General features: G+C 46.6%; 12 protein-coding genes and 1 other RNA gene. 3 read left to right on the top strand and 10 right to left on the bottom strand.

What is annotated here, in order from left to right; genetic code table 11:
* Window positions 1-31 precede the first annotated feature (31 nt).
* The 3 genes from ssrS to IQ229_RS01490 all read right to left on the bottom strand — a co-directional run bounded on the left by ssrS (window position 32) and on the right by IQ229_RS01490 (window position 1,963).
* A non-coding RNA gene (ssrS, locus tag IQ229_RS01500) (6S RNA) lies at window positions 32-215 on the bottom strand.
* Between the two features lie 60 nt (window positions 216-275).
* Window positions 276-1,442 carry a 5-(carboxyamino)imidazole ribonucleotide synthase gene (locus IQ229_RS01495; RefSeq protein WP_194040628.1) on the bottom strand — a complete coding sequence of 389 codons (1,167 nt, stop codon included), beginning with the start codon at window positions 1,440-1,442 and terminating at the stop codon, window positions 276-278.
* Window positions 1,439-1,963: a pentapeptide repeat-containing protein gene (locus IQ229_RS01490; RefSeq protein ID WP_228012993.1), complete on the bottom strand. Its 525-nt coding sequence runs from the start codon at window positions 1,961-1,963 to the stop codon at window positions 1,439-1,441. The genes IQ229_RS01495 and IQ229_RS01490 overlap by 4 nt, the downstream gene beginning before the upstream one ends.
* A 738-nt stretch (window positions 1,964-2,701) precedes the next feature.
* On the opposite strand from IQ229_RS01490, the gene IQ229_RS01485 reads away from it, so the two are divergent.
* Entirely contained in the window at window positions 2,702-3,025 is a 324-nt protein-coding gene (locus tag IQ229_RS01485; RefSeq protein WP_194040618.1) for a slr1957 family protein, read from the top strand.
* Between the two features lie 323 nt (window positions 3,026-3,348).
* Here the strand turns inward: IQ229_RS01485 and IQ229_RS01480 are convergent, their stop codons facing one another.
* The 7 genes from IQ229_RS01480 to IQ229_RS01450 form a co-directional block, all read right to left on the bottom strand.
* Window positions 3,349-3,834, bottom strand: coding sequence for a protein tyrosine phosphatase family protein (locus IQ229_RS01480; protein ID WP_194040625.1), 486 nt, complete (start codon window positions 3,832-3,834; stop codon window positions 3,349-3,351).
* 529 nt (window positions 3,835-4,363) lie between these two features.
* A complete protein-coding gene (locus tag IQ229_RS01475) occupies window positions 4,364-4,936 on the bottom strand; it encodes an alpha/beta fold hydrolase (RefSeq protein ID WP_228012991.1) in 573 nt (190 codons plus the stop codon).
* Between the two features lie 308 nt (window positions 4,937-5,244).
* The gene (locus IQ229_RS01470) at window positions 5,245-7,476 is read right to left on the bottom strand and encodes a prolyl oligopeptidase family serine peptidase (protein ID WP_228012989.1); all 2,232 of its coding nucleotides are present in this window, start codon (window positions 7,474-7,476) and stop codon (window positions 5,245-5,247) included.
* Between the two features lie 44 nt (window positions 7,477-7,520).
* Window positions 7,521-7,715 carry a nuclear transport factor 2 family protein gene (locus tag IQ229_RS01465; protein WP_228012987.1) on the bottom strand — a complete coding sequence of 65 codons (195 nt, stop codon included), beginning with the start codon at window positions 7,713-7,715 and terminating at the stop codon, window positions 7,521-7,523.
* A 72-nt stretch (window positions 7,716-7,787) separates the two neighbouring features.
* Complete coding sequence (locus IQ229_RS01460) at window positions 7,788-8,075, bottom strand: hypothetical protein (protein ID WP_163927108.1); 288 nt, start codon at window positions 8,073-8,075, stop codon at window positions 7,788-7,790.
* Window positions 8,075-8,611 (bottom strand): peptidoglycan-binding domain-containing protein, encoded by a 537-nt coding sequence (locus tag IQ229_RS01455; RefSeq protein ID WP_194040614.1) that lies wholly within the window; start codon window positions 8,609-8,611, stop codon window positions 8,075-8,077. The genes IQ229_RS01460 and IQ229_RS01455 overlap by 1 nt, the downstream gene beginning before the upstream one ends.
* Before the next feature lie 26 nt (window positions 8,612-8,637).
* Window positions 8,638-9,183, bottom strand: coding sequence for an SgcJ/EcaC family oxidoreductase (locus IQ229_RS01450; RefSeq protein WP_194040611.1), 546 nt, complete (start codon window positions 9,181-9,183; stop codon window positions 8,638-8,640).
* Window positions 9,184-9,623: 440 nt separating this feature from the next.
* Here IQ229_RS01450 and IQ229_RS01445 point away from each other — a divergent pair, with 440 nt between their 5' ends.
* Complete coding sequence (locus IQ229_RS01445) at window positions 9,624-10,931, top strand: CmpA/NrtA family ABC transporter substrate-binding protein (RefSeq protein WP_194040609.1); 1,308 nt, start codon at window positions 9,624-9,626, stop codon at window positions 10,929-10,931.
* Between the two features lie 99 nt (window positions 10,932-11,030).
* Window positions 11,031-11,226, top strand: a 196-nt coding sequence (nrtS, locus tag IQ229_RS01440) for a nitrate/nitrite transporter NrtS (RefSeq protein WP_322743922.1), incomplete at its 3' end; no start/stop codon positions are given.

The raw sequence follows: 11,226 nt of genomic DNA, 5'->3' as shown, positions 1-11,226 counted from the left end.
CGGTCTGCTGAATTTGGGGGCAAATAATTTTAAGTTCACCGCGACGCCGTTTTACCTAAGTTTATGACCTGGGTTTATCCAGGTGGGAACCTAAATTCCTCGTTTAAAGTTTCCGGGTACATGCCCGGTATACTGCCACGAGAACAGTTGACTCCCTTGTCATTAAAGGCATAGATCAAAAAACTTGATGGCAGTCACCAACGTCGTAGTGCAACTCACTCATTATAGCTTTTCAAAAGATGTTGTGTGTTCAATATCGAAACTTTCCGATCTATTTACTTGGGATACCAGATAGATTCTATGCTGTGGGCGATGTTGTTGGCGTATGCATTTGCCGATTCTCGATTTTGATCGTCCAGCAAAACGGTAACATGTCCCAACTTCCGCCCAGGACGTGATTCTGTCTTCCCATACCAGTGAACGTGCGCCTGGGGAATTTCTGCTATTTGTTGACGCTGGCTTTGGTAGTCGCTGTGAGAACTTTCATACCCCAGTAGGTTAACCATTACAGCACCAGCGCACTGCAAAGCCGGATTTCCCAAAGGTAAACCACAAACGGCTCTCAAGTGCTGCTCAAACTGCGAAGTTTCACAAGCGTCAAGGGAAAAATGCCCAGAATTGTGGGTACGGGGTGCAATTTCATTTACCAGGATTTTGCCATCAGCACTCAGAAATAGCTCAATTCCAAAAATGCCTACGACTTCTAAGCTATTTAATAGAGTATGTGCGATCGCTTGGATTTCTGCTACTTGACTAGGCATAATCTCGGCTGGCGCAATCACCCGCCGACACACTTGTTGTTCTTGTTGAGTTTCCACTACTGGGTAAGTGACAATTTCTCCTTCTACAGAACGAGCTGCAATTATTGCTAATTCTCTTTCAAAGGGGACAAATTCTTCTACCAAGAAAAGTGATTGATTTAAAGTCTTTGTTGTGCTTTCATGAATTAGCTTTTGTTCTAAAGCAGCAAAATCCTGAATTATGAAAGTACCTTGACCGTCATAACCATGACGACGGGATTTCAAGACTGCTGGAAAACCTAGATATTCTATTTTGGATTGAATATTTTCCACCTCCTCAAGAGCAAAAAATTGAGGGACTGGTAAGCCCAAATCACGTAAATAGCAACGCTGATGATATTTATCTAAAAGAGGAGCTAAAGCTTCTAATCTGGGACGGAAACAAACACCTTGCTGTGCTAAACCAGATAAAGCTTGCAGGTTAACAAATTCATTTTCAAAGGTGATGACATCGCATTTTTGAGCTAATATTTCCGTAGCATTTGCATCATCAACTGGCGCAAAAGCAGTTTCCTGAGCGATTGACACGGCCGGGTCGTGAACGCTTGGAGTTTGTACTACTAATTTTACTCCTAGCTTCTGCGCTGCATCCGCCATCATCCAGGCTAGTTGTCCGCCACCAATTACACCAACACGCTTCATTGACATCCTAGAGAATCACGAGTTTGCACGCCTGTTTTGGAATTCACACCACTGGCTTTTTCACACAGTTCTTTAATTTGCGCTCTATCCAAAATTGCATCTGTAAAATCTGCACCGTCTATATTTACATCATTAAATATGGCGCGGAGCAAAAGAGCTTCTTTGAAAACTGCATCGCTCAAATCTGCCTTAGTCAAGTTTACCTGATCGACCATTGCATTCGTTAAATCCGCTCCGTGGAGATTTGCTTTTGTCATCACCGAAGCACTCATGACTGCTCCCCGTAAGTCAGCGTTTGTAAAGTTAACCAATTCCATATTGGCGTTAGAAAACTCCGCAGCTTGCAAACTCTGTCCAGAAAAATCACGTCTTGATAACTCTGCATTGCTAAATGACAGTGGATGAGTCCAGTCTACTGCCACTGCTGGATTGGCCACACACCAGATAATAATTCCGAGAAGGAATGCTAGTGTTTGCCGCCAAAATATATTGAGAGCCAATTTAGTGTATAATTGCCGCATTTAATTACCGCATTTGAATATTAGCAAGACTGGATCGTACTAATTGAGACTTGCAGCCTTGCTACTGGACTTGGAGAACGTGTATTTCCGTTGCTTAATATTTTGTAACGCAAAAAGAACATAAACTTCTTACTTTAGCAAAATTATCCCTGCTACTTGAGGTAGAGAGTGGCAATCTGTGATCGCACTAAAATTTAGATATTCAGAACAATAATTATTAAATACAATAGCGATCGCAATGACTGAGTATAAATTACCTGTTACATCAAGCAAGCTTTAGCAAAACAGAGACGGGGAGCCTAAATTATCGCTCTTGATGAAGATAAAACTTGAAATTCCTAACTCTCAAGGAATAATTTAGCTGAATAAAGCAATGTTTACTATGGGCTATGCCTATGCTTGTTGACTTATTTACAATTCTTCATTTGGAGCTTTGAATTTCAAGATATCAAGAGTTTTATTGAGCAGTAATACTCACTGAATTATTGACAATTCTTGAGTTTCCATTTTTCAAGTAAAGTTTGTTGTCTTTTGAATTCAACAGCCCCGATCAACTGTTAGTCTTTTAATTAATGAAAGCAAGGTTTGAGCGTAATTATATGCGTCTCAACTGCTTAACAAAGCTTAAAGTTCGATAATTAGCGTTAGTTTTATAGCGATTAGTTTAGTTCTTCAGGAATCTCCAAGAGTTTACATTCACCAAGCACACAACTTCCACAAACCGAACTCCGAAACCCGATGATGAATCATTACTCACTTCAATGGATTGAGGCATGGTGCCAAGAAAATGGCTGGACAGATTTATTTGTTGAGCGACGTAACAACTTCTGGGCTTTCCCTCCGGGTGGGGTAATGCCGGAGCCAATTCCAGTTCACGTTCTCAGAGTAATTAAAGCCGAGAAAGGATTGACTTTTGAAGAGCGATTGTGGTCGATGTCCGCAGTAATTGGCACAATCCTAGCTGTTCTTTGTACCTTTTGCTTGCAGTCACCGATGCCATTAGTTTTAGCTTTCGCTTTTAACGCCGTTACGGTGGCTCAATTTGAACTTGAAGATGCCTAAATTTTTATGTTGGGCTTTGCTATTAAAAGCTGCTCTTGCTGAAAGTAGGCAAGAGCAGTTTTTAATTTTTAAGAAGAGAGAATTCAGGAGTCAGGTGGTTGCCGAGCGTAGTCGAGGTGAGCCAGAATGGGCTAAACCTTAGCTATCCGCTAACAGAATTGAATTCTGTGCGACTTGCTACTGTTGTAAACAAGCTACGCGCTGCGCGAACATAGAGAGCATCTTGATTAAGAATTCTGACTTCTGAATTCTGAATTCTTCTTCAATGATTTGTATAGCAGCCTTCTAGTCTATTAGAACATAACAATAGAAATAACTAATATCTAAGAGCAGCTAGCTGGTAAAGCTACCTTCGCGTGTTTGTTAACGTAGTCCACAAATAATTGCTTCAATCGGGGACTAACGCCAGCGTGTTCAAAGAATCCAAAGCCGAGATTTCTTGCTTTTGCTAAGGTTTCCTCTGGTGTTAATCCTTCCTGGATAGCGATACTCAACAGCGCAATTCCAGTCGATCGCATCCCGGCGGCACAATGCACAACTGCTGGTTTCGGGATTTGTTCGAGTGTCGTGAGGATTTTGGTAATCACCTCTTCATTCAAATTTTTTAGATCCACCTTGAGTGGAACATTTTGATAATACAGTCCCAATGCTTCTGCTACTTTTTGCTCATCCTTAGAAAATCCTAGTTCATCAGGCGATCGCAGATTGAGAACGGACTTAAAACCTTCTTGAATAGCTTGCTCAAGCTGTTTTGGTATGACTTGTCCTGTTGTTGTCAAGTTTTCGTTAATTTGTATGGCGTTGATCACATTCACTCCTTTTGACTTTTTAATGTCTGCCAGCTTGGTAAATACTCTAAGGGCACAAGCTTTGAGAAGATATTCAAAATAAACACAGCAAAATTAGCCAAATATCACAAGATATTGCTTGATTTCTTCAAATTTGTCTTTTGAAGTTGGTTATTTTATTGCTTTATCCATAATATACGGTTTGCCGATAGAATTAGTGGTAATTAAAGCTTGTTATAGTTTTTACCGATAGAATTACCGTAGCTTATATTTCAAGAGTTATACTAGGGGTATGAGTATCATCAGAACAGAAAACCGGGTTAAGCTTAAAAGCCTTATTCGCTGAGGGTTTTCCCAATAACGAAGATCATTGACGCTCTGCTGATCATCGAGTCATTACTCAACGATAAAATGAGGGTTTAAGCTTCTAAAAATGCTTGTATTACTCATGTAATATCTCTTAACCCGGTTTTCTGCGCGAATGCTACTCATACTTCTAAATAGCTTATGGCGTAAGCTGTTGCGAGATGGACTCAGTGTCCCAACGCGCCTAAAGGACGCAGCGAGCGCCGTCTGCGGGGATTTTGAGACCGATGAGGTGGTCGGTGTAGTCCTTGCCCCCGGAGTTGATCGAGTTGACCAACAAGTTGGCCTCTCGTTCGGCATCGGTGAAGCAGTCTAGGGCTGGTGTCGAGGCCGCAACCCCGCGTGGGTCGAACCCGATCAGGTCGAACCGCTCGGTGATCGGGTGCTCACCTAAGGTAGTCGCCACCAGGGAGGCGTAGCTCATCCCAGAGGCGCCGGGGCCGCCTGGGTTGAGCAGCAGGGAGCCGATTCGTTTGCTCGGCTTGCCCTTTGCTGGTACGCGCAGCAGTGCAATCTGCGCGGTTCGCCCGCGGGGGTTCTGGTAGTCGAGCGGCACCTCAAGCCGGGCGCATTCGAAGGTGTCGTTGGCGAACGCCTTAGCGTCGGCATCCGTGGTGGCGTAGCCCTCGCACGAGCCGAAGGTCAGCTTCTGGTTGTAAAATCGTTCTAATCCTACCGGGATCTCCCCCGGATTTGACGGGTGCCCGAATATGGGCTGGCCGCAGGCACTAAGAACCAGTATCACCGCCCCAATCATTAACGAGCTTCGGATGTGAGGCTTGTGAGCAAGCATGGTTCTCCTCTTAGCGGGAACCGTTGGCTCTGAGCCGTGCGTGGGTAGGACACGATCTCGCTTGTGGTTAGAAGAAATGTGAGACATGGGGATAAACTCCTTCGAGCTAGTTGTTGATGGGTTCAGGTATTAACGGGGTCATCGATGACCCCACCAAAGCGCAGACTGTAAATTAGTTTGTTAGAACTTACGCATTGACGGAAATAGGGTGGTGTGAGGCGTTACGCTTCCTCGATTAGTTCGACGTATGTTGATTTGTTTGACGCGATCACTCACTTCGCTGGCTTCACATCCAGCCCCGTCCAATGAGCGGCAAAAGCCCACATATCCGCCGTTTCCTCAATGATCTTGTCCGTGGGCTTGCCCGCTCCATGTCCCGCGCGCGTCTCGATGCGGGCAAGGTGGGGCTTGTCACCGATATCCGCCGCCTGGAGCGCAGCGACATATTTGAAGGTGTGCCCTGGCACCACGCGATCGTCTGTGTCGGCAGTGGTGGCAAGGATCGCGGGATATGCCTTGCCAGACTCGATGTTGTGATAAGGCGAATAGCTCAAGAGGTTACGGAAATCCGCTTCCCGTGCCGGAGACCCAAACTCGTCTACCCATGTTTTTCCGCTCGTGAACTGGTCGAAGCGGAGCATGTCCATGACCCCAACCTGGGGCAGCGCGGCGGCGAACAGATCCGGTCGCTGATTGACCACTGCGCCGATCAGGAGTCCGCCATTCGATCCACCCTGAATCGCCAAGCCGTCTTGGGGCGTGATTAAGAGCGCCTTGAGATACTCGCCCGCCGCGATGAAATCGTCGAAGACATTTTGCTTGTTCTGACGACGACCCGCTTCGTGCCATGCCTTGCCATATTCGGAGCCGCCGCGAATGTTAGCAACAGCGTACACTCCGCCCTGTTCGACCCATCCCAAATGCTCCGGCGAGAAAGCGGGAAGTATGGGGATTCCAAATCCCCCATAGGCATAGAGCAGCGTTGGTGCCGAACGGGTCACATCCTTGCGTCGGACGATAAACATCGGGACACGGGTGCCATCCTTTGACGTATAGAAACGCTGTTCGACTGCGATCTGACTGAGATCGATCGCCACCTTGGGTTGTGCCCACACCCGCGCCGTGTTGCTGGCGACATCGTATCGATAGATTACGCCCGGAGCGTTAAAGCTGGTGAAGATGAAGAAGGTTTCCGGGTCGCTCTGTTTACCCTTAAAACCGCCAGCGGTGCCGATACCGGGCAGCTTCACCACACCATCAGCCTTGCCATCCAGCGTGTAGCGTCGAATTTCTGTCTTCACGTCAGCCAGATAGGAGATCAGCAACCGTCCAGCGACCAGCGACGGATTGAGCAGAACCGAATCCTGCTCCGGCACTACATCCCTGATCGCTGGGTCAGCAGCGGCGATGTCCATCGTCACGACCTTGAAGCGCGGCGCGTCCTGGCTAGTCATGAGGAAGAACTTTGTCCCCACATTGCCGACGACACCCCATTGATTATCGAGATTATCGACCAGCTTGCGAGGCTTCCAATCAGCGCTCTGGAGATCCACCACGGTCAGTGTGTTGGTCGCTGAAATGGGCGTAGAAGTGATGGCGACGTAACGCCCGTCTTCAGTGATGCTCAAGGTATGCAGCATGTTCGGCTGATCCGGGTTTGTATAGACCAGCCGATCTTGCGCCTGGGGGGTGCCGATCGCATGAAAATAGACGGCATGGTTGGCTACGCTTGCTTGCGATTCGGTGCCCTGCTTCGGTTCAGGGTAACGGGCGTAGAAAAAGCCAGATCCGTCCTTCGTCCATGCGATGCTGGTGAATCTCGCCCATTTGACCTGATCGTCGAGTACCTTGCCCGTGTTCACTTCCAGTACCCGAATCGTGCGCCAGTCGGTACCGCCATCCTGCACCGCATAAGCCACGCGCTTGCCATCATCAGAAGCTGACCATTCAGCAAGCGCAGTCGCCCCGTCCTCTGCCCAACTGTTGGGATCGATCAGCACACGCCCTGCGCTATCTACGCTGTCGCGGACATAAAGAACCTGCTGGTTCTGAAGTCCGGAATTATGAAGGTAGAAATACCGTCCACCCTTTTTGACTGGAATAGAGAACCGCTCATAGTTGTACAACTGCTTCAGTCGGTTCTTGAAGATATCTCGACCTGGCAGCGTATTGAGATGAGCATTGGTGACTTTGTTCTGCGATTCGACCCAAGCGGCGACTTCTTTGTCATTGCGGACATCGTTTTCCAGCCAGCGATAGGGGTCAGCGATCGTCTGTCCGAAATGTTGCTCGACGACATCGACTCGCTTGGTTTCAGGATAGGTGATTGTAGGTGACATTGCTGTGGACTCCGTGCAGGCGGAGGCGAAATGGGTGGTAAAGAGTAGCGCGATCGCGAAAAGGGTTGCGCGGCGCATCGGTATCTTTATCTTTTGAAATGAGAGTCGAAATCCAAAGAGGTTGAACTCTAGTATTTCTTGTCGTGATTTTGCAGTTTTGAACATGTCATTGACCTATCTAACAGAATGCTTGACCGTAACTACCTGGGTTAAACGATAGAATTTGGTGGCTCTATGTATGTCGTTGCCATCCATTGGCGAACAGCTTCTTTTCCTTTAAGAGTCTTGTCGCCTACAAACGTCCAATGCGTGTCGTCGGCGCAGTACGACAAGAATCCTTCATTGTTGCCTTGGGCGATCGCCGCGTTTGCCGTTTCTAAAATTGCTTTATTGTTCTCTGACATCTGAATCTCTCCTCTGTTCAAAGCAAAAAAGTGGTGTGAGTTGTTATGCTGTTGCCCCTCACTGGTTTACTTCTAGGGGCTGGTAAACGGCTTACATTGAATCGCCTTCACATTTCGCAGATAGTCCAACTGTGGCTCGAAGTCAGTCGGACAGAAGACATAAACATTGTCCTGAGATCGGCTAATGACTAAACGGTAACTGGGTGGAATCCCTTCAGAACTTTCGATCACTTCGATTCTGGGAATCACTTGTGAACTGACTTGAGCCAGGGATGGAAAATTGAACAGTAACAGTACGCCGAACAGAATCGTGATTGCGATTGTGGTTGTGATTTTGGTTGAAAGAATCTTTCGGTTCATTAGAAATCTCCTGTGGCTTGTGGTTGTGTAATGTTCTGTTGTTTCCAGGGAAGCGGGGATCGATAGGGGTTTTCGTGCATATCCAGGACTTCCCAGGTGGTTGGATTGACTCGCCCTGTAACTGGGATTCTGTATCGTCTCTGGAGATCGCGTACCGCAGACACTGTGATCGCACCAAAGATGCCATCGACGATCGCCCCTCTTGGATTGCCTAACCTCACACCTGCGGCTCCTAAAAAGCCATTGTCTTGAAGGATGCGCTGTAACAATTGCACGTTTCTGCCGCGATCGCCTTGGCGTAAGGTAGGTAAAGTTAAATCAGTGTAGGCAGTGGCGATCAGAATGGGGGAGGTTTGTTGTGGAGGAATGCTGTGTGCGATCTGCGCTTCTCCCAAGGGGAGACGCCAAGGGCGAACGCAGCAGCGCTGTGCGCTAAGAGCGCCCCGCTTCGCTAACGCTATCGCGGGATGAGTGAATGAACCTCCGAGCAATCCTGTTGCGATCGTTAGTACTCCGAAAATGAGTTGAGGTTTCATGATTGTCCTCCTAATGGAGATTGGTTTTATTTCGCATCAATTTGCGGCGGAGTGATTACTCCACTCGCTTTGAGACCTGCAACGAGGTCGGTCACTTGACGTTGAGCCTCTGCACTCAGGGAGTCAAAGTCGTCTAAGAAGAATTGACGTTCTAGCGTTAACTTCCGGGTATTGAGCAACCCTTCGATCTGCCAACCTTCGTCGCATTTCGTTACAACGTATAGCGGTAGCGAATCTCGTGACGGTGAAGTTTCAGTTTGTCCGGGCAGTATTACCCTGATAACTACGTGCATGAGCGCGAGTTGCGAGTTCACGAAGCGGACAAAATTCACCTCACCCTCCAGGCGTGTCCCTTTGATAACTGTGTCGAACGCTTGCTGATGAAATGCAGCGATTTCTTTTCGACCCTTGAGATGTGTGCCCTCGAACGTGAGGAAATCGGCAGTTTTGCTGAACGGGGCAGCAAAGCCTTCCCCGCTACCTCGATTCCAAGCATCAATCATCTGGTGAAGGAAAGCACGGATTGCCGACTCGTCAGCATTAGTGGTGGTTTGAGCTGTTTGTGAATTCACACTCTTGAGTTGAATGGTACTAAGAAAAGCTGAAATAATTGCCTGATAAGAGGTTTAGAAAATTAATAGTCTTAAGGTCGGAAATCAGAATAATCTGCAACTCTCAGTTTGCGATGCCAAACGCATTGCGTCTCCAAGAGTTGGCGGGCGCTTGCGCCATCGCTGCTTTATTACTCTACATTTTTCCAAAGAGATGAAACCCTTGTAAATAATACATTTGCGCTTTTCTTAGTGCCATTCGTGCCATTCGCCTAAAGCCGTTTAGACTCTGTCACACAATCTTGGCTGAGTTTATAGTGTAGACACCCATAAGGGTGCTATAGATGCATAGCAGTGAGCCGTGCAATTGGGCTCCCCCGTTCTAGACTTACTGCTAGGATAGCGCTCAAAAAGAAGCCATCAAATATATATATCTGCTCACTTTTAAGAGATAAATCGATATGACAAAGCTTTCCAGACGTAAATTTTTAGCAACGACAGGTGCAGCAGCACTACTGACTCAAACCATAACCCATCGTGCCACTTCTGGCTCCACTTTTACCCAGTTGAGTTCAGGTGTGCATGTTGGTTATAGTGATACTCCTGAGGTGACAAAAGCGACACTGGGCTTCGTCGCCGTGACCAGTTGCTCTCCTTTAATCATCGCCAAAGCTAAAGGCTTTTTTGCTAAGTATGGTATGCCTGATGTCCAAGTAAATAAGCAGGCTTCTTGGGCTGTTTCGCGTGATAAACTGATGTTAAGTTCAGATGATGGTGGCTTAGATGGTGCCCATTTACTCTTTCCCATGGCATACCTGATCGCTACGGGAGAGATTACCTATGGTCGTAAAATCCCCATGTACCTCCTGGCTCGTCTGAATGTGAATGGACAAGGGATTTCACTTGCCAATATCTATAAAAAGTTAAACCTTGGTTTGGACAGCTTTGCTCTCAAATCAGCTTTGGCTAACAAAGCGTTGACTGGAGAAATCTCCCGTTTTGCTATTCCCTATCGACGGGTAACAGGAGATTTTTTCATGCGCTGGTGGCTAGCTTACGGTGGTATCGATCCGGAACGGGACGTATCGCTGACTGTTGTGCCACCGCCGCAAATGGTAGCTAATATGCGCGGTGGGACAATGGACGGTTTTTGTGTGGTCGATCCCTGGCATCATCGTTTGATTAAACAGAAGCTTGGATACTCAGCTGTAACTAGTGGAGAGTTGTGGAACAATCACCCTGAAAAAGGACTCGCTATGCGTGCTAACTGGGTAGATAAGCATCCTAAGGCAGCTAAAGCGCTGCTAGCTGCTGTTTTGGAAGCTCAAATATGGTGCGATCACCCTGAAAATAAGGAGGAAATGTTTCAGATTCTCTCACAGCGCCAGTGGATGGGAGTCAAAAGTGATTTACTTCGCGATCGCTTGTTAGGCAAATTTGACTATGGAAATGGGCGTGTAGTAGAAAACAGTCCTCATGCTATTAAATTCTGGCGTGAAAGTGCTTCTTATCCTTACAAAAGTCATGATTTGTGGTTTTTGATTGAAGATATGCGTTGGGGGTATCGCTCACCAGAATTTGAAACCAAACCCTTAATTGAGGCTGTAAATCGCGAAGATTTGTGGCGGGAAGCAGCAAAATTCATCGGTCAGGAGAAAGCGATTACACCCAGTACATCGCGAGGTGTTGAGAAATTTTTTAATGGTCTGGAATTTGATCCTGAAAATCCTCAAGCTTATTTAAATGCTGCGAAAATCAGAAAAATTTAATGAATTATTCAAAATACAACATTATGTCAACTAAATGCAACTACATGATTGTGAATATCCTCTACTGCTGCTAATTACTACTTCAAGGAAAGTTACAGAATGAGACATAAGAACATTGTAAAACAATATTTATTTAGCTTATTTGATCGCCAGTTGATGCCAACTGCCTTTAAAGTAGCCCTATTAATAGGATCTCTTCTGTTCGCGATCAATCATGGTTGGGCATTGTTAACTGATCAAATGGCATCTGAGCGTTGGATTTCTGCAATTTTAACTTACATTTCTGTCTCTGATA

The organism is Nostoc cf. edaphicum LEGE 07299 (genome assembly GCF_015207245.1).
GTDB classification, from domain to species: Bacteria; Cyanobacteriota; Cyanobacteriia; order Cyanobacteriales; family Nostocaceae; genus Nostoc; species Nostoc edaphicum_B.
The sequence above is the reverse complement of the archived record's forward strand: the minus strand, read 5'-3'. Positions and strand labels throughout refer to the sequence as shown.

Excerpts from the sequence above, each read along its gene's own strand:
- IQ229_RS01495 (WP_194040628.1), bottom strand. The coding sequence starts at position 1,442 with ATGAAGCGTGTTGGTGTAATTGGTGGCGGACAACTAGCCTGGATGATG.
- IQ229_RS01490 (WP_228012993.1), bottom strand. The coding sequence starts at position 1,963 with ATGCGGCAATTATACACTAAATTGGCTCTCAATATATTTTGGCGGCAA.
- IQ229_RS01485 (WP_194040618.1), top strand. The coding sequence starts at position 2,702 with ATGATGAATCATTACTCACTTCAATGGATTGAGGCATGGTGCCAAGAA.
- IQ229_RS01475 (WP_228012991.1), bottom strand. The coding sequence starts at position 4,936 with ATGATTGGGGCGGTGATACTGGTTCTTAGTGCCTGCGGCCAGCCCATA.
- IQ229_RS01470 (WP_228012989.1), bottom strand. The coding sequence starts at position 7,476 with ATGTTCAAAACTGCAAAATCACGACAAGAAATACTAGAGTTCAACCTC.
- IQ229_RS01465 (WP_228012987.1), bottom strand. The coding sequence starts at position 7,715 with ATGTCAGAGAACAATAAAGCAATTTTAGAAACGGCAAACGCGGCGATC.
- IQ229_RS01460 (WP_163927108.1), bottom strand. The coding sequence starts at position 8,075 with ATGAACCGAAAGATTCTTTCAACCAAAATCACAACCACAATCGCAATC.
- IQ229_RS01455 (WP_194040614.1), bottom strand. The coding sequence starts at position 8,611 with ATGAAACCTCAACTCATTTTCGGAGTACTAACGATCGCAACAGGATTG.
- IQ229_RS01445 (WP_194040609.1), top strand. The coding sequence starts at position 9,624 with ATGACAAAGCTTTCCAGACGTAAATTTTTAGCAACGACAGGTGCAGCA.